The organism is Microbulbifer sp. SAOS-129_SWC, assembly GCF_039696035.1.
Taxonomy (GTDB): Bacteria; Pseudomonadota; Gammaproteobacteria; order Pseudomonadales; family Cellvibrionaceae; genus Microbulbifer.
Window position 1 is genome coordinate 721,088 of the sequence record NZ_CP155567.1, and the last position, 26,413, is coordinate 747,500.

The following is a 26,413-nucleotide window of genomic DNA, read 5'->3' on the forward strand; positions in this document are numbered from 1 at the left end:
ACCCGTCGAGCGGCGGAACCCTGTGTTGCCGCCGGTCGAAGGCTGGTTGAAAGCTAGTTGAAGATGGCGCCGCAAAACCTGCCGTTAGTCGCCTTTGCGCCGCCGCCTGTCGGCGATCCACGACACTGACGATTCCCTCTCTTTTTCTTTCCCCAAACACTGGTATATATGTTCTACCGGCGTCGCGTACGCCGGATCGACAATAATATCGGGTTCAAAATATGCACAGTTTCCGGCGCTCAGCGGGATTTACGCTGATAGAGCTGATGATAGTGATAACCATCCTGGGCATCGTCATGGCCATCGGTGTGCCTTCCTTTACCAGCATGATTAAAGACAACCGCCTCACCGCCGCGGTCAACGACCTGTCGGGGGCGTTTCATTTCGCCCGCGCCGAAGCTGTGCGCCGCGGCCGCGCGGTTCAGGTCGATGCGCTTTCAGGTAGCCTCGCCAAGGGCGTGCGCGTCTGGTTTGACGCGGACGGCGACGGCAACTTCGACGATGACGGTACTGAAGAGTTACGCGTTGTGCGCCTGTCGTCGGTCACCGATCTCGCTGTCAGTGGGGATATTGATGGCTCGGCGTCGAGCAACCTGTCGCTGTCCTACAGTCCCCGCGGAACGGTTAGCGGCGGCGGCAACCAGCTCAAAATTACGCTCTGTGACGATCGCAGCGGCGATCACGGCAAGCAGGTGAGCCTGCTGTCGTCGGGCATCCTGCGGATGTCTTCCGGCATTGCTTGCAACTAGGTGGAAAGACCAGGTGGAAAGGATGAAGAAACACTCGGGCGCGACCATGATCGAGGTGCTGGTGACCATCTTGGTGCTGGCCGTGGGCCTGTTGGGCCTGTCCGCGACACAGATGATGAGCCTGAAAAATGGCAACAACTCCCACCAGCGCTATCTGGCCGCGCTGGCTGCCGAGGAAATGGCGGATCGCCTGCGCGCGAATCCCGATGGCCGGGAGTTGGGCAGCTACAGCAGCAAGACCGTGGACGGTAGCGAGTCGTCGGTGGATTGCAGCACTAAATGTACCCCGGCACAGATAGCCAGCCTGGACCTGTACGACTGGGGCCAGGTCATTTCCACCAACCTGCCGGACGGCAAGGGAAAAGTTGAAGTGAACGGCGAAAAAGTAACCCTGACGGTAACCTGGAACGAGCAGCATACCGGAGAAAATCGCGGCACGGCCAGCGGCGGCGCCGAACAGAAATCCTTTGTACTGGCGGTGGATTTATGAACCTGACACCTCTCGGCCGACAGCGGGGTCTGTCACTGATCGAACTGATGATTGCCATTCTGCTCAGCGCTATGCTGTTGTGGGGGGTACTGCAGATATTCGACAGTAACCGCAACACAATGCGGATGCAGACCGCCTTCGCGCGGGTGCAGGAGAGCGGGCGATTTGCCATGGACCTGCTGGCCCGGCAGATCCGCATTGCCGATTACTGGGGTTGTGCGCCGGATCCGGGCAGCATTCGCAACCACCTGGATACCAGCGATCCGGACTATGTGAAAGCGCAGGATTACCTGAACAGCCTCGGCACTCAGGGCATCTTGGGAACGGATGACGCCAGCGGTGTGACGATTGGCACCAAGGATGTAATCGACGGAACCGATATCCTGTATCTGCGCGGTTCCGAGGACGCCTGTGGAGGTACTGGGCGCATGGTGCCGAGTTCGCAGGCGGCGTCAATCATGGCGAGCCAGAACTGCCAGGTGGCGGAGGGGCAGACGATATTGCTGACCAACTGCCAGAGCGGTGAGCTGATGACCATTACCAATGTGCAAACCGGAGGCGGCGGCAGTTCTTTGAAACGCACCCTGGTACACAATACCGGCTCGCTCGCTGATGGTTACATCGAGAATGCGACCAAGGATCTGCAGCGCGAATACGGTGCCGATTCCCGCATTCTGGTGCCCTATCAGCGTATCTACTTTATCGCCAACAATGACACCACCAACACGCCGTCACTGTTTGTCAGTGAGGACAGTGGCTCGTCCCAGGAGCTGATTCCGGGCATCGAGGACCTGCAGATTTTATACGGATTCGATACCGATAACGATGACGTGGTCGATACCTGGAAAGTTGCCGACACGGACCCTAATGAAATGGAAAATGTGCTGGCGCTCAAGGTGCAACTGGTAGCTGCCAGCGACAGCGGCGTTAATGCGGACGACCTGACGGTGACCGACCTGGATGGCAACGATACGACCTACAGCGACGGCAAACTGCGCAAGGTTTATCTGACCACCACCAAGATTCGCAACAGGGGACAAATGTGATGAATTCATGGCGTTCGCAACAGGGCGCGGTGCTGGTGGTCAGCTTGATTGTACTGCTGGTGCTGACCATGATCGGTGTCTCCGCCGCGCGCTCTGTGCTGCTCGAGGAGAAAATGACCTTTGCCTCCCGCGATGCCAAGGTGGCGCTGGAGGTGGCCGAGGCGTTGACGCGCCAGGGCGAGCAGTATATCGACAGCCTCTCCACCACCGGCGACTTTGGCGCTAGCGGCTGGCGGCGCACGCAGGGGGACGGTCCCGATAACATGCTGGATGCCTCCACCTGGAATAGCGAAAATTCCACCGAACTCGAAGTCGATATGCTGGATGGCAACGGCAACAAGCTGAAAGGTCGCCTGTATATAGAGCTCGCCGGCAATGCCGACAAGGAAGATCCGGCTAACGATATCACCGTCGAGGGTTACGGCCAGACCACGGGGGGTGGTGAAATTAAGGTATTCCGTATCGTTGCCCTGGGCAGGGGCTACGGCGGTGACGACGGCGGTACCGAGCGCATCATCATCAGCCACTACGGCAAGCGTTTTTAACGAATTCTACGGATAATCGAACAATGAATAAATTTGCATTGAAACCGCTGCTGTTCGGGCTCTTCGGTTTTTCGATCACCGTTTCCACCTGCGCGAGTGCGGAAGCGCTGAACCTGTCCAATGCGCCGCTGCAGTCGACAGGCAAGGCGGAACCCAACCTGATGATCCTGCTCGATTCGTCGGGGTCGATGGCGACGGAGCTGAGCAGTGGTGATACCCGTCTTGCGGTGGCCAAGTCAGCGGCGGTGGATGTCGTGCGCGGACTGGGCGATATCCGCGTCGGCCTGGCGCGATTTAATGATACGGACGGGGCCAAAATTCTCTACGGGCTGACCAGTATTTCCACTTCAGGTGCACGCGACGATCTGATAACCAAGATCAATGCCATCGATGCCACGGACTGGACACCACTGGCCGAATCCCTCGCGGACCTCGGTCGCTACTACGTTCAGGGCCATGAGTCGGCGACGGTGACGCTGCACCCGGATGATCCGGCGCTTAAAGAAGACGTTACCGCATCGACAGTGCTCGATCGCGTACCGCATTACGCCGATGGCGTCTCCGCCCCCACCAGTTCCGATCCCGCGATCCAGTATTACTGCCAGAAAAATTTTATCCTGACCCTGACCGATGGCCTGCCGACCCAGGACCGTATCGTCAGTAAAGACCTGCAGGATTACGACGGCGATTGCCCAAACGGCAACGATGGGCTGACTTGTTCTGCCAACGACAAGAAAGTCAACGCCGGCTATGTCTACGAAAGCCAGGATAATAACCCGTCCGACTATATGGATGACGTGGCGCAGGCATTGCACGAGGTAGACTGGCGCCCGGATCTGACCGACTCGAGTGATCCGACCCACAAGAACAATATCACCAGTTACTTTATCGGCTTCGCCGACGACAGTCTGAAAGACAATCTGTTGCTCAAGGATGCCGGCAACCAGGGCGGCGGCAGTTACAAATACGCCTCCGATGCATCGGCGCTGGTGACCTCCTTCAACGATGCCATCGCTTCAATTTCCAATTCCGTCGGTACCCAGTCGTCGGTCGCTTTCAACTCGACCACGCTGGATGCCGGTGCTGTCATCTACTCGGCCAAATTCGACACCTCGGATTTCAGCGGCAAGCTGATTGCACGCTCGCTGGATCCGGATACCGGGCGTATTGCCGCGACCGAGTGGGAGGCGTCGGAACAGCTCGCCGACGAATCGTCCTCCACCCGCCAGATCATTACCTATCTTAATAACACCGGTGTACCTTTTACTGCGACCAGTAGCGGCGTTTTCGATACCAATAGCGTGACGCCGCACGAGGCGGATCTGAAAGTCGACAGCTCGGACGGTTCTACCGACGATACGGCAAACCTGAGAGATGATCGTTTGGCCTATATCCGCGGTGATACGACGAGTGATGATGCGAGTGGTTTCCGGCCACGCGGTACGTTCGCTTCAGGTAGCTATTACGGCAAGCCGAAATTGCTCGGTGATATCGTGCACTCGACACCGGTTTACGTGGGCAAGCCGGAGCTGGACTGGCCGGCCGATTTTGGCGGTAACAGCGCTAATCAGAGTTACGCGCAGTTCCAGATCGACGAGGAAAACCGCACGCCGATGGTCTATGTCGGCGCCAACGACGGTATGTTGCACGGCTTCAACGCGAATACCGGTGAGGAAGTGTTTGGCTATATTCCGTCTCTGGTGCTGAGCACCGAGCGCTACGACGGCCTGCACGTATTCACCAGTGACGAGTACTCACATAATTATTATGTCGACCTGACCCCCGCGGTATCAGATGTCTACATCGATCCGACTGGCGGAAATTCTGAGGACTGGCACACGGTGCTGATCGGCGGCCTGCGCGGCGGTGGCAAGGGCTATTTTGCTCTCAATGTCACCGATCCGTCGGTGCTCGACGAGAGCCATGCGGACGCTGTGACCATGTGGGAGTTTGATGGCGGCGACAGTACCGACCAGAAGAACCTCGGTTATTCCTATTCCCGGGCGCAGATCGCCAAGTTGAACAATGGGAAATGGGTGGCGATTTTCGGCAATGGCTACAATAGCGACAACGGCGTGGCCGGACTGTTTATCGTCGATATCGAGGCGGGCGCAGATGGAAACTGGCATAACGGCGACTGGAAATTTATCAGTACCGGCTCCGGCACTGTCAGTGACCGCAAGAACGGCCTGTCGTCCCCGCGGTTGGTCGACCTGGATGGCGACAAAGTGGTGGATCGCGTCTACGCTGGCGACCTGATGGGCAATATGTGGGCGTTTGACCTCTCCAGCAGCAGCGACAGTAATTGGAGTGTGGTCGGTGGTAAACCACTATTCAAAGCGGGAGGCGGCACCCCCGAGGCGCAGAATGCGATTCTGGCGGCGCCGCTGGTAGCACGCAATACCGTGGTGACGGATGGCAGCTCACCAAATGTGTTGGTGATGTTTGGCACCGGCCAGTACCTGAATAGCGGTGATCTCAGCGATAATACCGCCGGGGCCTTCTATGCGGTGTGGGATAATGGTTACACGGAGACCAATGCGTCTCTGACCCCGTCAAATCTGGTTCCGCGCACGCTGACCGATGACGGTACCGGCCGCAAGATCAACTCAGGGGATGCGATCGACTGGACTACCTATTATGGCTGGCGCATGGAGCTGGACAGCGGCTCGGGTGATTACGCCGGCGAGCGGGTCATCACGTCGCCGGCACTGCGCCGCAATACCCTGTTCTTCAGTACTGTCAGCCCCAACCCGCAACCCTGTGCCTCCAGTGGCAAGGGATACCTGATGGCGTTCGATTTCCGCACCGGCCTCGAGGGCGACGATCCGGTGGCGGATATCAATAACGATGGTGAAATCAACGCGCAGGACGATGGCTATGTCGGCAAGGAATTCGAAAGCTGTACCGGCGATAACTGCGATGACGGTAGTAACAACTCCGGCGGCGATCCGGGGATGCCCGGTGAATCCGGTTTTATCGGCGATGTGCGCTGTACACCGGGCAGTAACGGTGATGTGATCTGCGACGATATCGACGTGGGGGATGAAGAACGCGAAGGCCGGCTCGCGTGGGAAGAGTTCTCGCCCCAATAAATCGGGTAGCGACAGTTTGCGGTTCCGGCGCTACAGTGTGCCGCGTGTAAAAAATATGATGGAAGCAGCAATGAAAAAGCAGCTGGGTTTTACCCTGATAGAACTGATGATCGTGGTGGCGATTGTGGGGATCCTCGCCGCAGTCGCCTGGCCTGCCTACCAGAACCAGGTACGCTCCTCCAACCGTGCCGATGCCGAAGGGGCGTTGATGGGATTTGCGCAGGCTATGGAGCGCCACTTTACTGAAAAGGGCACTTACAAGGGCGCTGCAGATGGCGGCGGCGATACCGGAAGCCCCGGTGTTTTTGCCCCGCAGGTGCCCCTGGACGGCAGTAACAAATTCTACGATCTGAAAATCATAAGTGCCGATGCCAGCAGCTACACATTGCAGGCGCAGCCCATTGGCGGGGGGGTGCAGGCAAATGATGGCAAGCTGCAACTGGATTCCAGCGGTGAGAAAGCCTGGGACCGCGGCAACGACGGATCCTTCGATGATCCCGGCGACCTGTGCTGGAAGACAACCTGCAGCTGATCCTGTTCAGGCGGCAGTGCAGGTCAGGTCGCTGCCGCTGCCGTTTTCCACCAGTCCGTTTCCGTCACTGTCACGGCCGATATAGGGGCGGCCGGTGGCGTTCAGTACAATAATCCACCCCTGTTCAGCGTCGCTGTCCGGTGGGCAATAGGCAAAGTTGCCCGTCTGGTTTTGCGGGCGGCCATCGGGGCGGAACTGCAGATAGCTGCCGTGCAGGGTGTTCCAGTGCAGTGAAGCGCCGGCAGGCATGGGCTCCAGGATCCTTTCCAGCATTTCATCGGCATCGCGCTGATGGTCGCCATCGGTGTCGACAAACAGCTGTGCGCCGTTGCTCCAATCATTGTTGCAGTTGCTGTCCGTATCCAGGGGGCAGAGTGTATAGATTTTCCCTTCGCTGTATGCTTTGCCGCGCGCCAGAGCGATAAGGTCGAAAAGTCGGTGTCGCTGTATTTCCGCGCGGTAGCGCTGAACGAAATGTGTCATTGGTGGTACTGCCACACTGGCGACAACAGCGAGAATCGCCATAGTCACAATCAGTTCGAGCAGGGTGACGCCCGAATTCGCTTTCATGGTGCAGGCTCCTCTTCCGTGAGAGAGAGCCAGCATACTGCGTGGTGCGTGAAAGCCAATCACAGGCCATTACGGCGCGCGAGTACCACTCATCCCTAGCCAGCTACCCAGTCACCCAGCTAAACAGGTGCTCATGGGGGCGCTTCGGTGCAAATCGACCGGTGTGCTCAGTCTTCCAGCCCCAGTTTCTTCAGCCGGTAGCGCAGCGAGCGAAAGCTGATGCCGAGCTTCTGCGCCGCAGCGGTCCTGTTCCAGCGAGTTTCGTTCAGCGCCTGTTCAATGGCGCCGCGTTCGATCGACTGCAGGAATTCGTCCAGTGATGTGTAGTGGCCCGGATCGAACTGCCCCGTATACGCGGGTTCGATTTCGGTGGGTGGCGGAGCTGCTACCGGCGCCGCTTGTTCTTCAATCGCCTGGGCGGCTTCGCGGTCGAGCAGTAGATCGCGTGCGCGAATGATCCGCTGGTCGCTCAGGGTAAAGGCACGCTCGAGAATATTTTCCAGTTGGCGCACATTGCCGGGAAACGCATAGCTGCGCAGCGCGGCGAGGGTATCTTCCGCGAGACGTGGCGCGGTGCTGCCGGCGATACGCTGCATTATGGTCTCTGCCAGTAGCGGAATATCCTCGACTCGGTCGCGCAGTGGCGGCACGGCGATCTCGATCACATTGATGCGGTAGTAGAGGTCGCTGCGGAATCGGCCCTCGGCGACTTCGCGAGCGAGGTCTTTGTGGGTGGCACTCAGAATGCGCACGTCGATCGGAGTTTCCTCACTGGCACCGATCGGACGAATGCTCTTTTCCTGTATCGCGCGCAGCAGCTTGACCTGCATCTCCAGTGGCAGGTCTGCCACTTCGTCCAGGAACAGGGTGCCGCCGGCCGCGCTTTGCAACAGCCCCGGCTTGTCGCGATGGGCGCCGGTGAAACTGCCTTTGCGATGGCCGAAGAACTCGCTCTCCATCAGCTCCGCGGGGATGGCACCGCAATTGATGGGAACGAAGGGATGGTCGGCGCGGGGGCCCTGGGTGTGAATGGCGCGGGCCGCCAGCTCCTTGCCGGAACCGGACTCGCCACTGATATAAATCGGTGCATTGCTGCGCGCAACCTTGGCAATCTGCTCGCGCAGCCGGCGCATATTGCTGGCATTGCCAATCAGCAGCTGGGTATGTTCATCCGTCTGCGGCCCGCCGTGCGGTTCGCGCAGGCGCAGCGCCAGTTGCACCAGCGCACGCAGGCGTTCGAGGTCCACCGGCTTGCTGACGAAATCGAAGGCGCCAAGTTTCAGCGCATTGATGGCGGTATCCATATTGCCGTGAGCGGTAATCACCGCAACCGGCGTATCGCCGCCGCGCTGTTCCTGGATCTCCTCCACCAGTTGCAATCCGTCACCATCGGGCAGACGCATATCGGTGAGGCAGAAATCGTAGTGATTGCGCTCGAGCAAATGTCGCGCATGCGCCAGGTCGGCGGCGGTGTGGCACTGCACCTCCATACGCCGCAGAGTCAGGGTAAGCAATTCGCAGATATCCGGTTCATCGTCGATGACCAGTGCCAGTGGTTGCATGTATCCGTGCGCTGTTATTGTTGATTCGCGAAGATTTTAGCAGTCGATTATGACAGAGATTCAATCTGTTGGGGGGGTGGTGTCGTAGGAAATTTTCCTGTATTGGTCGGTTTCTCTGAAACTAGATCACTCGATTTGCGTGAGCAAACTCTACCCGAAAGCAGCTCCGGTTGTCTTCGCTGCGACAGTAAAACAGGTTTGCCTGGTTGGCTTCGCACAATTCGCGCGCGATATAGAGGCCCAGGCCACTGCCACCCTGACCGGTGGTGAAAAACGGTTCAAAGATTTTGTCGCGGTGCTCCGGCGGCACGCCCCGGCCGCTGTCGATGACATCGAGTACGGCGCAGTCGCGCTCGCGATTGCGGTAGACCGCCACCTCCACCTCGCGCAGGCCGCAGGCGCTGTGAGAATGACGCATGGCATTGGCACAGAGGTTGATGACTACCTGCGCCAGCTGTTGCGGGTCGAAGCGCGCCTGCACCGATTCGTCTGGCAGTTGCAGCTGTATACGCGCGTCGTCCGCAGCGCCGGCGCGAAAGTCCTGAATAAACAGTTCGAGCCAGTGCCCCAGATCGTGCATCTGCGGCACGGTGGCGCGGCGTCGCGACAGTTGCATGACATTCTCCACGATCTCGTTCACGCGCTGGCTGTGGCGACAGATGATGTCGGTCAGGTGGCGGTCTTCCGCGCTCAGGTTGGTGGATTCCGATAACAGTTGCGCGGCGTGGCTGATGGCCCCGAGGGGGTTGCGGATTTCATGCGCGATGGAGCCGGTCAGATGACCGAGGGAGGCGAGTTTCAGTTTCTGTGCCGCCTGGGTCAGCTTGCGGTTGTCCTCCACGAATACCAGCGCACTGTCACCGTGTTCGCGGCGCAGGTTGGCGAAACTGAATCGCAGTTCGCTGCCGTTTTCCGCGTTGACCAGGGTGCTGCCGCGGCCCGGATCGCGGCGCCACTCGCGCACGATGCGGTGTAGCTCGCCCTGTCGCTCGCCGCCGGGCTGCAGCTGGTCGCCGAGCAGCTGGCGCGCGGCGCGGTTGATCAGCTCCGGCTGGTTGGCGGCATCCATCACCAGCACGCCGGTGCGCATGCGCTCGACGATCTGCTGCGCCAGGCGCTGCAGGTGGGCGGCCTGGCGGCTTTGCTGGTCGGCGCGCAGGGTGGCGCTGCGGATTCGGGCGGACAGATATTGCAGTGCACTGACGGTGGCAAACAGCAGTATGCCGAGGCTGCCGGCAGAGACGATATCCTGGGTCTCGGCATGGCCGGCCAGCAGGCCATAAAGCTGCTGAACAATCACCGCGATGCTGGCCACGGCGGCGAAGAAGGCGCCCATACGGCGGTCGAGCAGCATTGAGCCCACCGAGCAGTTGATCAACAGCAGGTAGCCGAGACCGGAATTGAGCCCGCCGCTGGCCTGGATCAGCAGGATAAAATTGAGGATGTCGCAGCCGAGAATCAGCCCCACCTGGCTCGTGCTGGTGCGGTAGGCGCTGTTGCGCAGGTGCAGCAGCCAGCCGAAGTTCAGCGCGGCGTAGGCGATTACGGTATTGAGAAAGAGGCCCGGGGCGCTATTGCCGACGGCGCCCTGGCCGATACCGGAAGTGAAGATGCCGAGCAGGATCAGGGCGATGGCCACGCGGTAAAATGCGTAAATCCGCAACAACTCGTGATGTTGCAGGGGCGGGCCGGCGGCGTGCACTGCACCGCTCACATTGTCTGTACTCATTGTTGTATCCGGACGCCGTGGCAGCGATACAATGGGGGTCTGTCTGTTCTGAGGTTCGAAGATGTCTACTTTGCAGCTAGTGCTGGCACAAATCAATTCTCTGGTCGGGGATATTCCCGGTAATACCGCCCACGTAATAGAAGTGGCGCGTCGCGCCCACCGCGAGCTGGGCGCGGATCTGGTGCTGTTTCCCGAGCTGACCCTGTGTGGCTATCCGCCCGAGGACCTGCTGCTGCGCCCGAGTATGCAGCGGCGCATCGATGCGGCGCTGGCACAGCTGCTGGCGGCAGAGCTGCCCTGTGCGGTGCTGGTGGGCTATCCGCGGGTGGTGGCCGGCAAAGTCTTCAACATGGCGGGCCTCATTGACGGCGGCCAGCTGGTGGCCGAGTACGCCAAGCAAAAGCTGCCCAACTATCAGGTGTTTGACGAGATGCGCTACTTCGTCGCCGGCGATCAGCCGTGCGTACTGGAGTTCCGCGGCATTCCCCTGTCGATCACGGTGTGTGAGGACATCTGGCACCCGGAGCCGGTGGCCCAGGCCGCGGCCGCCGGCGCGCAGCTGATGCTGAATATCAACGCCTCGCCGTTTCACCGCGGCAAGGCCCAGCAGCGCCTGGAACTGCTCGGCAACCAGGCCCGCGCCGGGCAGATGCCGATTGTCTATGTCAATTGCTGCGGCGGGCAGGATGAGCTGGTATTCGACGGTGGTTCCTTTGCCGTCGATGCTCTGGGCAAGCTCAGCGCCCGCGCGCCGGAATTTACCGAGCACCTGCTGCCGGTGCGTGTCGAGCAGCGCGATGGCCAGGTCACGGTGGCGAGCGGTGAGATCACGCCGGCATTGGGCGATCTCGCCTCCGTATACCGCGCGCTGGTGGTGGGCGTGCGTGACTATGTCAACAAGAACGGTTTCAACGGTGTGGTGCTGGGGCTGTCCGGCGGTATCGATTCGGCGCTGACGCTGGCGATCGCCGTGGATGCCCTGGGTAGCGAGCGGGTCGAGGCGCTGATGATGCCGTTTCGCTACACCTCCGATCTCTCCAGGAACGATGCTGCGGATCAGGCGCAGCGCCTCGGAATCCGCTACCGGGTGGTCAGTATCGAGCCGATCTTCGATGCCTTTATGGGCGCGCTGGCCGCCGAGTTCGAGGGCACTTCACGGGATACCACCGAGGAAAACCTGCAGGCACGCTCCCGCGGCGTGTTGCTGATGGCCATTTCCAACAAGAAGGGCGCCATGGTGCTGACCACCGGCAACAAGAGCGAGCTGGCGGTGGGTTACGCCACCCTGTACGGCGATATGGTGGGGGGCTACAACGCCCTCAAGGACGTGCCCAAGACTCTGGTGTTTGAGCTGGCGCGGTACCGCAACAGCATCGACGCGGTGATTCCGGAGAGTGTCATCACCCGCCCGCCCAGCGCGGAGCTGGCACCGGACCAGGTCGATTCCGACAGCCTGCCGCCCTATGACGAGCTGGATCGGATTCTCAACCTGTATATCGATCGCGACAACAGTGCCGAGGACATCATCGCCCGCGGTTTCGAGCGCGCGACGGTGGAACGGGTGGTGCGCCTGGTAGATCGCAACGAGTATAAGCGCCGCCAGGCGGCGGTGGGTGTGCGCATCTCCGAGCGCGGGTTCGGCCGCGACCGGCGCTACCCGATCACGAATGGCTGGAAGGCCGGCGAATAGCCGGCAGTACAAATGAAAAACGGCACCCGCGGGTGCCGTTTTTGATTGCCGCAGCCGGGGGTTAATTCAACTCTGGCGGCAGCGGCGCGTCTTCCGGGCGGTACTCGGTATTGTACAGTTTGCGGCTGTCGAAACCGCGCGGGTCCGATTTCTCGAACAGGCCCAGAGTCAGGCGGTGCACAATGCTGCGGCCGCTGGCGCCCTTGTAGTAGTTGTAATTGAAGCTGCCGTCCTTGCGAAAGGCCGGGTGCTGCGGGTAGTTGGTGCGCAGCACGTTCAGTGCGTTGGCTTCCAGTTCCGGCATCTCCAGCAGGTGGTAGCCCTGCACCATCACTGCCAGTGCGTCGGGGACCGACGGGGTCTGCTGGAAGTTCTCCACCACGTAGCGGCCGCGGTTGGCGGCCGCCAGGTAGGCACCGCGCTTGAAGTAATAGTTGGCCACGTGGATCTCATAGCGCGCCAGCAGGTTGCGCAGGTGAATCATGCGCTTCTGCGCATCCGGTGCATAGCGGCTGTCCGGATAGCGGGCCATCAGCTGGGCGAAGTAGGCAAAAGACTCCCGCGCCGAGCCCGGGTCACGGCTGGTCATGTCGGTGGGCAAGAAGCGCTCGAACAGGCCGTTGCCTTCGGTAAACGAGGCCAGGCCTTTCATGTAGTAGGCGTAGTCGACATTGCGGTGCTGCGGGTGCAGGCGGATGAAGCGATCCGCTGAAGCGATGGCTGCATCGTTATCGTAATTGCGGTAGTAGGCGTAGATCAGCTCCAGTTGTGCCTGTTCGGCGTAATTGCCGAAGGGGAAGTTGTCTTCCAGCGCGCGCAGGTTCTTGATCGCCAGCTCCCACTGGCTGGAATCCAGCTGGCGCTGTGCGGCCTCGTAGAAGGCCTGCTCGGTGCGGCTGCCGCTGGGCAGCCCCTCTTCGGACTCATCGGTGCTGGCGCAGGCCACAACAATCGCGGACAGTACTACCAACCACAGTGATTTCCAGGCCTGTGTCGCCCCTCGCTCTATCATTATTACTCTCTACCTTATTAAACTAGCCGCCAGTATAGATAACCGACGGCCCGCCATTTAACCACAGTCGCGGAGCTGCCCAAAGTGTTTGAATTTGATCAATGATTGAACAGCTCGAGCTCGATGTACAAGTTCCGGCAGACCTGGCCGGCCTGCGCTTAGACCAGGCTGCAGCGGAATTAATTCCCGACTATTCGCGCGCACGCCTGCAGGCGTGGATAAAAAGCGGCCAACTGACGGTCAATGGCGCTGTCGCCAAGCCCAAGGACAAGCTGTTCGGCGGTGAGCAGCTGCAATTGCGCGCCCAACTGGAGGCCCAGGGCGAATGGCGCCCCGAGGCCATGGATCTGGATATCGTCTATGAAGACGCCAGCCTGCTGGTGCTGAACAAGCGGGCCGGACTGGTGGTTCACCCGGCCGCCGGCAATCCCGACGGCACCCTGCTGAATGGCCTGTTGCACCACTGCCCGGCGCTGGAGCTGATCCCGCGCGCCGGTATCGTGCACCGGCTGGACAAGGACACCAGCGGCCTGATGGTGGTGGCCAAGACGCTGCCGGCGCAGACCAGCCTGGTGGCGCAGCTGAAGGCGCGCAGTGTCAGCCGCCAGTACGACGCCATCGTCCAGGGGGTATTGAGTGGCGGCGGCACCGTCGACGCGCCCGTCGGACGCCATCGGCAGAACCGCCTGAAGATGGCAGTTCTGGATTTTGGCGGTAAGGAAGCGATCACCCACTACCGGGTGCAGGAGCGCTTCCGCGCGCAGACACTGGTGCGCTGCAAGCTGGAGACCGGCCGCACCCACCAGATTCGCGTGCATATGGCCCATATCCGCCACCCGCTGGTGGGCGATCCGCTCTATGGCGGCCGCCCGCGCCTGCCGGCCGAGGCTCCCGCGGAACTCGTGCAGGCGCTGCAGAGTTTCCCGCGCCAGGCCCTGCACGCCGCCGAACTGGCGCTGGTACACCCGGACAGCGGCGAGGAGATGCACTGGTCGGCGCCGATGCCGGAAGATATGCTGCAGCTGCTCGAGCTGTTGCGCGCGGATATATAGCGACTAAATCCTGCTTTCAGCCATTTGGATTTGGGAACTCGCTCCGGCGTGACGGCTGTCAGGCGACTTGATGGCGTCCCCAGCTACCGGGAGCACCTTGTGGGCGCCTAGCTCGTGTCTGGGAAATAGACACCGGAAGCGGCGCTGCCAATGAACCGGCTAACTAGCGCATTCTACTTTCCGGGCGAACAAGAGGTCCGCCCCGCAGCTGATTAAGGTTAATTAATTGATGTCCACCGACCACTACCTGCTCCCCGACTGGCCGGCCCCCGCCAATGTGCGCGCCGCCACCAGCCTGCGCGGCGGCGGCCACAGCAGCGGCGCTTACGCCTCTTTCAACCTGGGGGCCCATGTCGGCGACGACACCGACGCGGTGGCGGCCAACCGCCAGCAGTTGCGCGAGGAGCTGCAGTTGCCGGCGGAGCCGCAGTGGCTCGAGCAGATCCACAGCGACAAGGTGGTGGCGGCGGGCGACGACGGCCTGGTGCGTACCGCTGACGCCAGCTTTGCCAACGGTGCCGGTCCGGTATGCGCGGTGCTGACCGCGGATTGCTTGCCGGTGTTGTTCTGTGATCGCGCCGGTACCCGGGTGGCGGCGGCCCACGCTGGCTGGCGGGGACTCGCCGGCGGCATCGTGCGCGAGACGGTGGCGGCGCTGGATTGCGATCCGGCCGAGTTGCTGGTGTGGCTCGGCCCGGCGATAGGTCCGCGCGCGTTCGAGACCGGCGTCGATGTACTGGAGGAATTTTTTGAACAGGCCATCGATGGCGAGCACACCGCGGCCATCGCCCAGTGTTTCCGTCCGCACGTGCAAAAGCCGCTGCATTTCCTCGCCGATATCTATGCGCTGGCGCGCGCGGAGTTGCGCCGGCTCGGTGTCGACGCCATTTACGGTGGCGACCGCTGCACCGCCAGCGAGCCCGAAGATTTCTACTCCTATCGCCGCGATAAAACCACCGGTCGCATGGCCTCGCTGATCTGGTTGACCTGATTCCGTAAGCCGTCGTTTGGCGGCTTTTCCCGTCGGCTTGATCTGGATCATTGAAAAGCCGCGCCGCGCCCCTATTTTATCCTTCGACACTACACTGATTGTGTAGCGCCAGATTGGCGCTTTTTTGCTGGTGATTTTATAAAAACCACCGCCTCAACGAAGGAGAAATTTCGTCCATGCGCATCGATCGTATGACCAACCCGCTGCAGGCCGCCATTGCCGACGCGCAGTCCCTCGCGGTGGGCCGTGACCACAACCAGATTTATCCCGAACACCTGCTGCAGGCATTGCTCAACCAGAACAACGGCAGTGTGCCCGCGTTCCTGTCCCAGGCCGGTTTCAATCTCAACAGCCTGCGCAACGACCTGGCCAAGCGCCTCGACAGTCTGCCCACGGTCAGCTCACCCACCGGCGATGTGGGCATGTCCCAGGAGCTGATGCGCCTGTTTAATCTGGCGGACAAGAAAGCACAGCAGAACGGCGACAGCTTTATTTCCAGCGAGACGGTATTGCTGGCCGCATTCGATTCCGCTGCTGGCGATATCTCCAAGATTTTAAATGCCAACGGCGACCTCAAGCAGTTGCAGGCGGCGATTACCAAAGTGCGCGGCGATGAGAAGGTCGATGATCCCAACGCCGAGGAAGCGCGCCAGGCGCTGGACAAATACACGCTCGATTTAACCGAGCGCGCAGTGGCGGGCAAGCTGGATCCGGTGATCGGCCGCGACGACGAAATCCGCCGCACCATCCAGGTGCTGCAGCGCCGAACCAAGAACAACCCGGTGCTGATCGGCGAGCCGGGCGTGGGCAAAACGGCGATCGTCGAAGGCCTGGCGCAGCGTATCGTCAACGGTGAGGTACCGGAAGGACTGAAAGACAAGCGCTTGCTGTCGCTGGATCTCGGTGCGCTGCTGGCCGGCGCCAAGTTTCGCGGTGAATTCGAGGAGCGCCTGAAGGCGGTCTTGAATGAACTGTCGAAACAGGAAGGTCGCGTGATCCTGTTTATCGACGAACTGCACACCATGGTCGGCGCCGGCAAGGCCGAGGGCGCCATGGATGCCGGCAATATGTTGAAGCCGGCATTGGCGCGCGGCGAGCTGCACTGTGTCGGCGCCACCACGCTGGACGAGTATCGCAAGTACATCGAAAAAGATGCGGCACTGGAGCGGCGCTTCCAGAAGGTGCTGGTGGACGAGCCCACCGAAGAGGATACCATCGCCATTCTGCGTGGTCTCAAGGAACGCTACGAAGTACACCATGGTGTCGATATTACCGACTCGGCGATCATCGCCGCGACCAAACTGTCACAGCGCTATATCACCGACCGCCAGCTGCCGGACAAGGCCATCGACCTGATTGACGAAGCCGCCAGCCGAATCCGTATGGAAATCGATTCCAAGCCGGAATCCATGGACAAGCTCGAGCGTCGCCTGATCCAGCTCAAGATCGAGCGCGAGGCGGTTAAAAAAGACAAGGACGACGAGGCGACCAAAAAGCGCCTCGGCAAGCTCGAAGAGGAAATCAACGCACTGGAAAAAGAGTACGCGGATCTGGAGGAAGTCTGGAAGGCGGAAAAAGCCCAGCTGGCGGGTAGCCACGATACCAAGGAAAAGCTGGAGCAGGCCAAGCTGGATATGGAGGCCGCGCGCCGCGCCGGTGACCTGACCCGCATGTCGGAATTACAGTACGGCGTGATTCCGCAACTCGAACAACAGATCGCCGATGCGGCCACTACCGAAACCAGTGAAGAACCGCGCCTGCTGCGCAACCGTGTCACCGATGAGGAAGTGGCCGAAGTGGTGTCGCGCTGGACCGGTATCCCGGTGTCGAAAATGCTCGAGGGCGAGCGCGAGAAACTGCTGCGTATGGAAGACGCGCTGCACAACCGTGTGATCGGTCAGGACGAGGCAGTCAGTGCGGTCGCCAATGCGGTACGCCGCTCGCGCGCCGGCCTCGCCGATCCCAACCGGCCCAACGGTTCCTTCCTGTTCCTCGGCCCGACCGGTGTCGGCAAGACGGAGCTGTGCAAGGCGCTGGCGCAGTTCCTGTTCGATACCGAAGATGCCATGGTGCGCATCGATATGTCGGAATTTATGGAGAAACACTCGGTGGCGCGGCTGATCGGCGCACCTCCCGGTTATGTCGGCTACGAGGAGGGCGGTTACCTGACCGAGGCGGTGCGGCGCAAACCCTACTCGGTGGTGCTGCTCGACGAGGTGGAAAAGGCGCACCCGGATGTGTTCAACATCCTGCTGCAGGTGCTCGAGGATGGCCGCCTCACCGACGGTCAGGGCCGCACCGTGGATTTCCGCAACACCGTGGTGGTGATGACCTCCAACCTGGGTTCCGACTTGATCCAGAAATACGCCAGCGCCCGCGACGAGGATGAGATCGACAGCGAGATCCACTACCGCCAGATGAAAAACGCGGTGATGGACGTGGTCGGCGATCACTTCCGTCCCGAATTCATCAACCGCATCGACGAGGTGGTTGTTTTCCACCCCCTGGCTAGGGCGCAGGTACGCGCCATCGCCGAGATTCAGCTGGAGCAATTGCGCCGGCGCCTGGCCGAGCGCGACCTGAAGCTGGAGGTGTCGGAAGAGTTGCTCAGCAAGCTCGCCGACGTCGGTTTCGATCCGGTCTACGGTGCCCGACCGCTCAAGCGCGCCATCCAGATGTGGCTGGAAAATCCACTGGCGCAGGATGTGCTGTCCGGTAAATTCGTGGCCGGGGATACCATTCACGCCAATGTCGAGGGAGATCACGCCGTCTTCAGTAAGTAGCCCCCGCATGTTGCCCGCAGCCGGCTTGCGCCGGCTGCGTTTTTTCCGCTCAGCTTGCCCTATTTCCCGATTCTGCCTCCATTCGTCCCGTCTGCGCCGCCGGGCGGTCCAGAGTTTCCTATCCTGTCTGCGATGGATTGCGCGATCCGTTGGTGGGCTGTCGCGCCCGCCGCTTCCGTCGAGGAATCGCGCGTCGAATAAACGGAACTCTATGCTGTTGGAGCGAAGCCTGTTGTGGCTGATGTAAAGCGTGTGAAAGTGGTGCCGATGCTGTGGATGCTGCTCGGTTGCCTGCTGTTGTTCGGCGGTATTTTTGCCTTCAAATTTTTCGGCAAATACATGATGAACAAGGCGTTCGACAATATGCCATTGCCGGCGGCTACGGTGACGGCGACCGCAGTCGAATACCAGCGCTGGCGCCAGCAGTTGACCGCGGTGGGTTCCCTGCGTGCGGTCAATGGTGTGGACGTGACGACCCAGGCCGAAGGCGTGGTGCAGGCGATTCATTTCGAGTCCGGCGATCGGGTGAAAAAGGGCGCGCTACTGGTGGAGCTGGCGGCGCGCCCGGAGGAGGCACAGCTGAAAGTCCTGCAGGCGGAGCTGCTGCTGGCGCGACGCAATTACCAGCGCATCAGTGAGCTTCACACCAAGGGCGTGGCCACCGATGCGGAACTGGACGATACCCTGAGCAAGCTGCAGCAAATACAGGCCAGTCTCGAGGTGCAGCACGCCACCATAGCGGAGCGGCATATTACCGCCCCCTTCTCCGGGCGACTGGGAGTGCGCAAAGTGGACCTGGGGCAGAATGTCAGCCCCGGTGATCCTGTGGTGTCGCTGGTGCAGCTACAGCCGATCTTCGCGGATTTTGCACTGCCGGAGCGCAATTTCGCGCAGATTAAATTAAAGCTGCCAGTGGCGATTCGCACTGGCGCCTTTCCCGACAAGTCTTTTCCCGGGCGTATTACCGCCATCGACCCGAAGGTCGATCCCGACAGTCGCAATTTTTTCGTGCAGGCCACGCTGGACAATCCCGATCAGTTGCTGCGCCCCGGCATGTTTGCCGATGTCACCGTCGATCTCGCCGGCGAGCGGCGCCTGTTGGTGGTGCCGCGCACCGCGGTGCAGTTTGCGCCCTACGGCAACGCAGTTTTTGTTCTGGTGAAGAACAAGCAGGGCGACGGACTGGTGGCGCAGAAGCGGCTGGTAAAACTGGGGGAAGAGCGCGGCGATCTGGTGGAGATCGTGCGCGGTGCGAAGGAGGGCGAGCGGGTGGCCACCAGCGGTCTGCTCAAGCTGCGCAACGGCGGTGCGGTCACCATCAACAATGACAACAAGCCGCCGGCGGAGTTGAATCCGCGGCCCGACAACAGCTGAACGCCGGGGGCCGCGGGTGAACTTTACCGAGATCTTTATTCGCAAGCCGGTGCTGGCGTCGGTGGTGAGCCTGTTTATCCTGTTGCTCGGTCTGCGCGCCGCCAATCAGCTCAACGTGCGCCAGTACCCGAAACTGGAAAATGCGGTGATCACCGTCAGTACCGTATACGTCGGCGCCAATGCGGATCTGGTGCAGGGTTTTATCACCACGCCGCTGGAGCAGGAGATCGCCACCGCCGATGGCATCGATTATATGGTGTCCACCAGCGTGCAGGGGGTGTCCACCATCCAGGCCTATGTGCGCCTCGACTACCACGCCAACGAAGTGCTGACGCAGGTCGTGGCCAAGGTCAACAAACTGCGCAGCGAGTTGCCGCAGGAGTCCGAGGATTCCACCGTGGATATGGCCGTGGGGCAGACGGTGGCCGCCATGTACCTGTCGTTTTCCTCGGATCTGCTCGACAACAACCAGATTACCGATTACCTGACCCGCGTGGTGCAGCCGAAGCTGTCTACCATTCCCGGCGTGCAGCGCGCGCGCCTGCTCGGCAACCGCACTTTCGCCATGCGTATCTGGCTGCGCCCGGACGCCATGGCCGCGCAGGGGGTGACCCCGGCGGATGTCAGCGCGGCGCTGCGCGACAACAATGTGCTGTCGGCGGTGGGCAGTACCAAGGGCACCATGGTGACGGTGGAGATCTCCGCCGATACCGATATCGCCACCGCAAAGGACTTCCGCCAGCTGGTCGTGCGCGCCGACGACGAGCGCATCGTGCGCCTCGGCGATGTGGCGGAAGTGGAGCTGGGTTCGGAATCCTACGACACCTCGGTGCGCTTCAACGGCCGCTCGGCAACGTTTATCGCGGTGGAAGTCGCGCCGGATGCCAATGCGCTGGATGTCATCGGTGTCGTGCGCAACAAACTGGAGGGTGAGATATTTCCGCAACTGCCGCAGGGCATGATCGGCAATATTCCCTACGACAGCACCGAGTACATCCAGGACTCCATCGACGAGGTGATCAAGACCATTGCCGAGGCGGTAGTGATCGTGATCCTGGTGATTTACCTGTTTCTCGGCTCCCTGCGCAGTGTGGTGATCCCGGCGGTGGCGGTACCGCTGTCGCTGATCGGTGCATTGTTTCTGATGCTGCTGATGGGGTTTTCCATCAATCTGCTAACGCTGCTGGCGATGGTGCTGGCGATCGGGATTGTCGTCGACGATGCGATTATCGTGCTGGAAAACGTCCACCGGCATATCGAGGAGGGCATGACGCCGAAGGACGCGGCGGTCGTCGGCGCGCGCGAGCTGGCCTGGCCGGTGGTGGCAATGACCACCACGCTGATCGCCGTATACCTGCCGATTGGCTTTCTCGGCGGGCTCACCGGCACCCTGTTTCTGGAATTCGCGTTTTCGCTGGCCGGCGCAGTATTGTTATCCGGGGTGGTGGCGCTGACCCTGTCGCCAATGATGTGCTCGAAGATCCTGCGCCCGCACAAAGACGGTGGTAACCGGTTGGAGCGCTGGCTGGAGGGACACTTCCACCGCTTGCAGGAGGGCTACCGCCGGCGGCTGCACGCTGCCATGGACAACCGCCTGGTGATCCTGGTGTTCGGTCTGATCGTGTTGGTGAGCTGTTACTTCCTGTTTATTACCTCGCCCAGCGAGATGGAACCGAAGGAGGATCGCGGTTTTGTGCTGACTATCTCTTCGGCGGACTCCTATGCCACGATCGATTACCTCGAACAGTACACGCAGGAGTTGGACGCGATCGCCGAGCGTCACCCGGAAGTGGAAAATTTCTTTCTGCTGAATGGTGTCGGTGGCGCGGGCAACAGCAGTAACAGTGCCATCGCCGGCTATGTGCTGGCCCCCTGGAACAAGCGCGACAAGAACACCCAGCAGATGCAGCAGATCATCAGCGGCGAGGTGACGCAGATCGCCGGGCTCAAGGTAGCGGTGGTGGTGCCACCCAGCCTGCCCACCGCCGGTGGTCGCCTGCCAGTGGAGTTTGTTATCGGTGCGACAGAGCCAATGGAGAACCTGGCCGGTTTCGCCGATCAGGTCATGGCGCGGGCGCAGGCCAGCCGCAAATTCATTTTTGTGGATTCGGACCTGAAAATCGACAAACCCAAGCTGGAGGTACTGGTCAATCGGGACAAGGCCGCCGCGGTCGGCGTGACCATGGCGGATATCGGCCGCCAGCTGGGGGCGATGATGTCCGGTGCCTACGTAAATCGCTTTTCCCTCGACAACCGCAGCTACAAGGTGATCCCGCAGGTGGTGCGCCGTGATCGCCTCACCGGTGACCAGCTGGAAAATTATTATATCCGCACCGGCAGTGGTGAGTTGATTCCCTTGTCTACGCTGGTGAGCCTGCGGGAAACGGTCGAGCCGCAACAGTTGAAGCGCTTCCAGCAGCTGAATGCCGTGACTATTTCCGGCGTGCCGCGCCCGGGGGTGACCCTGGGCGAAGCGCTCGGGGTGCTCGACGCCGCCGCCGCGGAGATACTGCCGCCGGGCTACTCGGTGGACTATGCGGGTCAGTCGCGCCAGTACAAGACCGAGGGATCGCAGCTGGTGTTGACCTTTTTCTTCGCCCTGATTGTGATCTACCTGGTGCTGGCGGCACAGTTCGAATCCTGGCGCGATCCGCTGATCATGCTAGTGACTGTGCCGATGAGTGTGTGCGGGGCGATGATCTTTGTCAGCCTGGGGCTGACCACGCTGAATATCTACACCCAGGTGGGCCTGGTGACGCTGATCGGGGTGATTTCCAAGCACGGTATCCTGATCGTGGAGTTCGCCAACCAGCTACAGAAGCAGGGCAGGAGCAAGCGCGAGGCGATCGAAGCGGCCGCATCTATCCGCCTGCGCCCGGTGCTGATGACCACCGCCTCGCTGGTACTGGCGATGGTGCCGCTGCTGCTGGCGGCCGGCCCCGGCGGCGGAGCGCGCTTCGCCATGGGCCTGGTGGTGGCCACCGGCATGACGATCGGCACGCTGTTTACGCTGTTCATTGTGCCGGCCATGTACCTGTACCTGGGGCGGGACTACGGTGCGGAAGCGGCGGCAGAGGAAGCGGGGTAAAGAGGCTGGATTAGGGTGAGAATTAGGGAGACCGGATTAGGCCGGACAAGGAAGCGGCGCGGGCCGAGGCCCGCGCACCGGCGGCGAATCAGCCGCAGTTAGTCTGGATCGCCTGTTGTGCCTGGCTGATGCGCGCCTGGCGCTCCCCCTCGGGCAGGACTCGCATCTTGCCGTCGGTGCCGATTTCGCGCACGCGGGCGTGGCTGTTCAGTTCCTGCAGGTTGGACTGGGCCATGCGGCAGCGCTGTGTGCGCACGGCCTGTTCCGCCTTGCTCATGGCCTTGCCCTGTTTGGCGGTGTCATCGTCTTTCACGGGCTTTTTCTTGGCAGGGGCAGCGGGTTTCTTCTCTGCCTTGGCATCGGCTTCTGCCTGCTGCTTGGCCTCCCACTGCTTGTAGCGTTGGGACTTGGGCTTCTTGATCACTTCCACCTGCTGTTCCTGCGGCGGCTGGGAGCCGAAGTGGATCACGCCATTTTCGTCTTTCCACTTATAGATGCCATCCGCCTGGGCGCAGATCGCCAGGCTCGAGAGCAGAATTGCGACAGCGGTACGCATGGTGGCCTCATTATTGGTAGCTTTAGTTGCAGACAGCCATTGTACCGGTCTGCGCCCGCCTGCCTGCAACCGCTTTAACATTTTTGCCATTCCGCGCCCCGGGCGCATTGACAGGCCGGTCGCGATTTGCACAATCGTTCTTTCTCTCGGCGAACAGACGTCACCGCACACCCGCGGCTCCCTTCCTGTTTCCCGCTGGGCCAAACGCCCGCGCCTTCACGCCGAGACGGACCTCCCCATCCTGGAGGCCTGCAATCCCGTTACTGATATCCGAAATGGCCGGTGCGGGGTTGGCGTATTGCCGTTGTCGATGAAGTTATCCTAAAAATCGGCATGGAAATACGTTACAGGCTGATATTTGTCATAAAATTCCTTTATAATCGCGGTCTGTCTACTCGTTGGCAGGCGCTTTTTGCGTTTTTGCGTGATGAATATCCTACCCATACAAGAATTTTGAGGGGGTTTCAGTGGAATTACTCTCCGGCGGCGATATGTTGGTTCGCGCGCTGCAGGATGAAGGGGTCGACCTGATCTTCGGCTATCCCGGCGGATCGGCGTTGCACATTTACGACGCCATCTTTCGTCAGAAACACATCAAGCATGTGCTGGTGCGCCATGAGCAGGGCGCCACCCACGCGGCGGATGGCTATGCCCGCTCCACCGGCAAGGTAGGGGTGGTGCTGGTGACTTCCGGCCCCGGCGCCACCAATGCGATTACCGGTATCGCCACCGCCTATATGGACTCGATCCCGATGGTGGTGATCTCCGGCCAGGTGACCAGCGACAAGATTGGTGAAGACGCTTTTCAGGAGACCGACATGGTCGGCTGCTCGCGGCCGATCGTGAAACACAGTTTCCTGGTCAAGCGCGCTGAGGATATTCCCGCGGTGGTCAAGAAGGCCTTCTATATCGCCAATACCGGCCGCCCCGGCCCGGTGGTGATTGATGTGCCCAAGGATGTCACCAATCCGGTCGACCGCTTTCCGTATGAATATCCGGAAAAGCTGCGCATGCGCTCTTACACCCCGGCGGGCAAGGGCCACAGCGGCCAGATTCGCAAGGCGGTGGCGCTGCTGTTGTCGGCCCGGCGCCCGGTCATTTACGCCGGCGGCGGTGTGGTGCAGGGCGGCGGTGCTGAACTGCTGACCGAGCTGGCCAGGCGCTTGAATTACCCGGTGACCAATACCCTGATGGGGCTCGGTGCCTTTCCCGGCAGCGACAAGCGGTTCCTCGGTATGCTGGGCATGCACGGGACTTTCGAGGCCAACACTGCCATGCACCACGCCGATGTGATTCTCGCCGTGGGCGCGCGCTTCGATGACCGGGTGACCAATACGCCGAACAAGTTCTGCCCCGGGGCCAAGATCATCCATATCGATGTGGATCCGGCCTCTATCTCCAAGACTATCGTTGCCGATGTGCCGATCGTGGGTACGGTGCAGTCGGTGCTGGCGGAGATGCTGGAGGCGCTGAAGTCGTCCGACGAGCAGCCGGACCAGTCGGCAATCACCGATTGGTGGCGGCAGATCGACGACTGGCGCGAACGCCATGGCATCTACGCGGCACCGCGCTATCGCACCGATGGCGACATGATCATGCCGCAGGATGTGATCAAGGCGGTCTACGACATCACCGAGGGCGACGCCTTCGTCACCTCGGACGTGGGCCAGCACCAGATGTTTGCGGCGCAGTACTACCTGTTTGACAAGCCGCGCCGCTGGATCAACTCCGGCGGTCTGGGAACCATGGGCTTCGGTCTGCCGGCCGCGCTGGGGGTGAAGATTGCCCACCCGGACAAGGAAGTGCTGTGCGTGACCGGTGAGGGCAGTATCCAGATGTGTATCCAGGAGCTGTCGACCGCGACCCAGTACCACCTGCCGGTAAAAATCCTGTGCCTGAACAACCAGGCGCTCGGCATGGTGAAACAGTGGCAGGAAATGCAGTACGAGGGGCGCCTGTCCCACAGTGTCTACGAGGAGTCACTGCCGGATTTCGTCAAGCTGGCCGAGGCGTATGGCCATGTGGGCATCAAGATCGAGCGGGGCGAAGAGCTGCACGACAAGCTGCACGAGGCCTTTGCGATCAAGGACCGCACCGTGTTTATCGATGTTTACGTGGATCCGTCCGAGCACGTATATCCGATGCAGGTGATGCCCAATGGCTCCATGCGGGATATGTGGCTGAGTAAGACGGAGCGGACCTAGGGAAGTGTGACGATGCGCAGAATAATTTCAGTTCTGATGGAAAATGAACCCGGGGCCCTGTCCCGCGTGGTGGGGCTGTTCTCCCAGCGCGGCTACAACATCGAGAGCCTGACAGTGGCGCCCACCGAAGATGAAACGCTGTCGCGCCTGACACTGGTCACCATCGGCGACGATCACAAAATCGAGCAGGTCACCAAGAACCTGAACAAATTGATCGACGTGGTGAAGCTGGTGGACCTGAGCGAGGGCTCCCATATCGAGCGCGAGCTGCTGCTGGTGAAGGTCCGTGCAACCGGTGCGCAGCGCGACGAGGTGAAGCGCAGCGTGGATATTTTTCGCGGCCAGATAGTGGATGTCACCAGCAATATGTACACGGTGCAGGTGGCGGGGACTAGCGAAAAACTGGACGCTTTTTTACAGGCCCTGGGCGAGCACACGATTATGGAAGTGGTGCGCTCCGGGGTTTCGGGCATCGCCCGCGGTGAAAAAGTTCTTAGTGTTTGAATGAGTGTGAAATAGGAAGTGAATGATGCAAGCTTACTACGATAAAGACTGCGACCTCTCTTTGATTCAGCAGAAGACCGTGGCCATTATCGGCTACGGCTCCCAGGGCCACGCCCACGCCAACAACCTGAAAGATTCCGGTGTGAAGAATGTCGTGGTCGGCCTGCGCAAGGGCTCGTCCTCCTGGGCCAAGGCGGAAAAAGCCGGTCTGCGCGTGGCTGAAGTGGCCGACGCGGTGAAAGACGCCGACGTGGTCATGATCCTGGCCCCGGACGAGCACCAGGCCGCCATCTACCGCGAGCAGGTGGCGCCGAACCTGCGCGCCGGCGCCGCGCTGGCCTTTGCGCACGGCTTCAACGTGCACTTCGAGCTGATCGAGCCACCCAAGGATGTGGACGTGATCATGATTGCGCCCAAAGGCCCGGGTCACACCGTACGCTCTACCTACCTGGAGGGTGGCGGCGTGCCGACCCTGATCGCGGTTTACCAGAACGCCTCCGGCAAGGCCAAGGAACTGGCGCTGTCCTATGCCTCCGCCAATGGCGGCGGCCGCTCCGGTATCATCGAGACCAACTTCCGCGAAGAGACCGAAACCGACCTGTTCGGTGAACAGGCGGTGCTTTGTGGCGGTGTCTCCGCGCTGGTGCAGGCCGGTTTTGAAACCCTGACCGAAGCGGGTTACGCGCCGGAAATGGCCTACTTCGAGTGCCTCCACGAACTGAAGCTGATCGTCGACCTGATGTACCAGGGCGGCATTGCCGATATGCGCTACTCCATCTCCAATACTGCCGAGTACGGCGATTACGTGACCGGCCCGCGCATCGTTACCGATGAGACCAAG

20 protein-coding genes (1 of these 20 only partly in view) are annotated in these 26,413 nt (G+C 60.8%); 15 read left to right on the plus strand and 5 right to left on the minus strand.

Features of this window, described 5'->3' with window-relative positions; genetic code table 11:
* The first annotated feature begins 221 nt into the window (after nucleotides 1-221).
* From ABDK11_RS03070 to ABDK11_RS03095, 6 genes are all read left to right on the plus strand, one after another.
* Nucleotides 222-749, plus strand: coding sequence for a GspH/FimT family pseudopilin (locus tag ABDK11_RS03070; RefSeq protein ID WP_346838840.1), 528 nt, complete (start codon nucleotides 222-224; stop codon nucleotides 747-749).
* Between the two features lie 22 nt (nucleotides 750-771).
* Nucleotides 772-1,239, plus strand: coding sequence for a type IV pilus modification protein PilV (pilV, locus tag ABDK11_RS03075; RefSeq protein ID WP_346838841.1), 468 nt, complete (start codon nucleotides 772-774; stop codon nucleotides 1,237-1,239).
* A complete protein-coding gene (locus ABDK11_RS03080; RefSeq protein WP_346838842.1) occupies nucleotides 1,236-2,285 on the plus strand; it encodes a PilW family protein in 1,050 nt (349 codons plus the stop codon). The genes pilV and ABDK11_RS03080 overlap by 4 nt, the downstream gene beginning before the upstream one ends.
* On the plus strand, nucleotides 2,285-2,830 hold the full coding sequence (locus ABDK11_RS03085) for a PilX N-terminal domain-containing pilus assembly protein (RefSeq protein ID WP_346838843.1): 546 nt from the start codon (nucleotides 2,285-2,287) through the stop codon (nucleotides 2,828-2,830). Before ABDK11_RS03080 ends, ABDK11_RS03085 begins: the two co-directional genes overlap by 1 nt.
* 23 nt (nucleotides 2,831-2,853) lie before the next feature.
* On the plus strand, nucleotides 2,854-5,925 hold the full coding sequence (locus ABDK11_RS03090; RefSeq protein WP_346838844.1) for a PilC/PilY family type IV pilus protein: 3,072 nt from the start codon (nucleotides 2,854-2,856) through the stop codon (nucleotides 5,923-5,925).
* A 70-nt stretch (nucleotides 5,926-5,995) separates the two neighbouring features.
* Nucleotides 5,996-6,457, plus strand: coding sequence for a type IV pilin protein (locus tag ABDK11_RS03095; protein WP_346838845.1), 462 nt, complete (start codon nucleotides 5,996-5,998; stop codon nucleotides 6,455-6,457).
* A 6-nt stretch (nucleotides 6,458-6,463) separates the two neighbouring features.
* Here ABDK11_RS03095 and ABDK11_RS03100 read toward each other — a convergent pair whose 3' ends face one another.
* The 3 genes from ABDK11_RS03100 to ABDK11_RS03110 all read right to left on the minus strand — a co-directional run bounded on the left by ABDK11_RS03100 (nucleotide 6,464) and on the right by ABDK11_RS03110 (nucleotide 10,318).
* Nucleotides 6,464-7,027, minus strand: coding sequence for a GspH/FimT family pseudopilin (locus ABDK11_RS03100; RefSeq protein ID WP_346838846.1), 564 nt, complete (start codon nucleotides 7,025-7,027; stop codon nucleotides 6,464-6,466).
* 167 nt (nucleotides 7,028-7,194) lie between these two features.
* Entirely contained in the window at nucleotides 7,195-8,589 is a 1,395-nt protein-coding gene (locus tag ABDK11_RS03105) for a sigma-54 dependent transcriptional regulator (RefSeq protein WP_346838847.1), read from the minus strand.
* A 121-nt stretch (nucleotides 8,590-8,710) separates the two neighbouring features.
* Nucleotides 8,711-10,318 (minus strand): ATP-binding protein, encoded by a 1,608-nt coding sequence (locus ABDK11_RS03110; protein WP_346838848.1) that lies wholly within the window; start codon nucleotides 10,316-10,318, stop codon nucleotides 8,711-8,713.
* Nucleotides 10,319-10,379: 61 nt separating this feature from the next.
* On the opposite strand from ABDK11_RS03110, the gene ABDK11_RS03115 reads away from it, so the two are divergent.
* Nucleotides 10,380-12,008, plus strand: coding sequence for an NAD+ synthase (locus ABDK11_RS03115; RefSeq protein WP_346838849.1), 1,629 nt, complete (start codon nucleotides 10,380-10,382; stop codon nucleotides 12,006-12,008).
* A 61-nt stretch (nucleotides 12,009-12,069) separates the two neighbouring features.
* Here the strand turns inward: ABDK11_RS03115 and ABDK11_RS03120 are convergent, their stop codons facing one another.
* The gene (locus ABDK11_RS03120) at nucleotides 12,070-13,020 is read right to left on the minus strand and encodes an outer membrane protein assembly factor BamD (RefSeq protein ID WP_346838850.1); all 951 of its coding nucleotides are present in this window, start codon (nucleotides 13,018-13,020) and stop codon (nucleotides 12,070-12,072) included.
* A 101-nt stretch (nucleotides 13,021-13,121) separates the two neighbouring features.
* Here ABDK11_RS03120 and rluD point away from each other — a divergent pair, with 101 nt between their 5' ends.
* The 5 genes from rluD to ABDK11_RS03145 all read left to right on the plus strand — a co-directional run bounded on the left by rluD (nucleotide 13,122) and on the right by ABDK11_RS03145 (nucleotide 22,308).
* Nucleotides 13,122-14,072, plus strand: a complete 951-nt coding sequence (rluD, locus tag ABDK11_RS03125) for a 23S rRNA pseudouridine(1911/1915/1917) synthase RluD (RefSeq protein ID WP_346838851.1) — start codon at nucleotides 13,122-13,124, stop codon at nucleotides 14,070-14,072.
* Nucleotides 14,073-14,301: 229 nt separating this feature from the next.
* Nucleotides 14,302-15,063 (plus strand): peptidoglycan editing factor PgeF, encoded by a 762-nt coding sequence (pgeF, locus tag ABDK11_RS03130; RefSeq protein WP_346838852.1) that lies wholly within the window; start codon nucleotides 14,302-14,304, stop codon nucleotides 15,061-15,063.
* 176 nt (nucleotides 15,064-15,239) lie between these two features.
* The gene (gene clpB / locus ABDK11_RS03135) at nucleotides 15,240-17,846 is read left to right on the plus strand and encodes an ATP-dependent chaperone ClpB (RefSeq protein ID WP_346838853.1); all 2,607 of its coding nucleotides are present in this window, start codon (nucleotides 15,240-15,242) and stop codon (nucleotides 17,844-17,846) included.
* A gap of 234 nt (nucleotides 17,847-18,080) precedes the next feature.
* Nucleotides 18,081-19,220 (plus strand): efflux RND transporter periplasmic adaptor subunit, encoded by a 1,140-nt coding sequence (locus ABDK11_RS03140; RefSeq protein WP_346838854.1) that lies wholly within the window; start codon nucleotides 18,081-18,083, stop codon nucleotides 19,218-19,220.
* Between the two features lie 16 nt (nucleotides 19,221-19,236).
* A complete protein-coding gene (locus ABDK11_RS03145; protein WP_346838855.1) occupies nucleotides 19,237-22,308 on the plus strand; it encodes an efflux RND transporter permease subunit in 3,072 nt (1,023 codons plus the stop codon).
* Nucleotides 22,309-22,396: 88 nt separating this feature from the next.
* Here the strand turns inward: ABDK11_RS03145 and ABDK11_RS03150 are convergent, their stop codons facing one another.
* Nucleotides 22,397-22,864, minus strand: coding sequence for a DUF4124 domain-containing protein (locus tag ABDK11_RS03150; RefSeq protein ID WP_346838856.1), 468 nt, complete (start codon nucleotides 22,862-22,864; stop codon nucleotides 22,397-22,399).
* Nucleotides 22,865-23,331: 467 nt separating this feature from the next.
* On the opposite strand from ABDK11_RS03150, the gene ABDK11_RS03155 reads away from it, so the two are divergent.
* The 3 genes in view from ABDK11_RS03155 to ilvC are tightly spaced (at most 25 nt apart) and all read left to right on the plus strand, a layout consistent with a single transcriptional unit that may run on beyond the window.
* Nucleotides 23,332-25,068, plus strand: coding sequence for an acetolactate synthase 3 large subunit (locus ABDK11_RS03155; protein ID WP_346838857.1), 1,737 nt, complete (start codon nucleotides 23,332-23,334; stop codon nucleotides 25,066-25,068).
* A 12-nt stretch (nucleotides 25,069-25,080) separates the two neighbouring features.
* A complete protein-coding gene (ilvN, locus tag ABDK11_RS03160) occupies nucleotides 25,081-25,572 on the plus strand; it encodes an acetolactate synthase small subunit (RefSeq protein WP_346838858.1) in 492 nt (163 codons plus the stop codon).
* Between the two features lie 25 nt (nucleotides 25,573-25,597).
* Nucleotides 25,598-26,413 carry the 5' portion of a ketol-acid reductoisomerase gene (gene ilvC, locus ABDK11_RS03165; protein WP_346838859.1) on the plus strand. It continues 207 nt past the right edge of the window, so 816 of the gene's 1,023 nt are visible here — the first part of the coding sequence; it begins with the start codon at nucleotides 25,598-25,600; the stop codon falls past the right edge of the window.

Coding starts and splice junctions, on each gene's coding strand:
- ABDK11_RS03070 (WP_346838840.1), top strand. CDS start 222: ATGCACAGTTTCCGGCGCTCAGCGGGATTTACGCTGATAGAGCTGATG.
- pilV (WP_346838841.1), top strand. CDS start 772: ATGAAGAAACACTCGGGCGCGACCATGATCGAGGTGCTGGTGACCATC.
- ABDK11_RS03080 (WP_346838842.1), top strand. CDS start 1,236: ATGAACCTGACACCTCTCGGCCGACAGCGGGGTCTGTCACTGATCGAA.
- ABDK11_RS03085 (WP_346838843.1), top strand. CDS start 2,285: ATGAATTCATGGCGTTCGCAACAGGGCGCGGTGCTGGTGGTCAGCTTG.
- ABDK11_RS03090 (WP_346838844.1), top strand. CDS start 2,854: ATGAATAAATTTGCATTGAAACCGCTGCTGTTCGGGCTCTTCGGTTTT.
- ABDK11_RS03095 (WP_346838845.1), top strand. CDS start 5,996: ATGAAAAAGCAGCTGGGTTTTACCCTGATAGAACTGATGATCGTGGTG.
- ABDK11_RS03100 (WP_346838846.1), bottom strand. CDS start 7,027: ATGAAAGCGAATTCGGGCGTCACCCTGCTCGAACTGATTGTGACTATG.
- ABDK11_RS03105 (WP_346838847.1), bottom strand. CDS start 8,589: ATGCAACCACTGGCACTGGTCATCGACGATGAACCGGATATCTGCGAA.
- ABDK11_RS03110 (WP_346838848.1), bottom strand. CDS start 10,318: ATGAGTACAGACAATGTGAGCGGTGCAGTGCACGCCGCCGGCCCGCCC.
- ABDK11_RS03115 (WP_346838849.1), top strand. CDS start 10,380: ATGTCTACTTTGCAGCTAGTGCTGGCACAAATCAATTCTCTGGTCGGG.
- ABDK11_RS03120 (WP_346838850.1), bottom strand. CDS start 13,020: ATGATAGAGCGAGGGGCGACACAGGCCTGGAAATCACTGTGGTTGGTA.
- rluD (WP_346838851.1), top strand. CDS start 13,122: ATGATTGAACAGCTCGAGCTCGATGTACAAGTTCCGGCAGACCTGGCC.
- pgeF (WP_346838852.1), top strand. CDS start 14,302: ATGTCCACCGACCACTACCTGCTCCCCGACTGGCCGGCCCCCGCCAAT.
- clpB (WP_346838853.1), top strand. CDS start 15,240: ATGCGCATCGATCGTATGACCAACCCGCTGCAGGCCGCCATTGCCGAC.
- ABDK11_RS03150 (WP_346838856.1), bottom strand. CDS start 22,864: ATGCGTACCGCTGTCGCAATTCTGCTCTCGAGCCTGGCGATCTGCGCC.
- ilvN (WP_346838858.1), top strand. CDS start 25,081: ATGCGCAGAATAATTTCAGTTCTGATGGAAAATGAACCCGGGGCCCTG.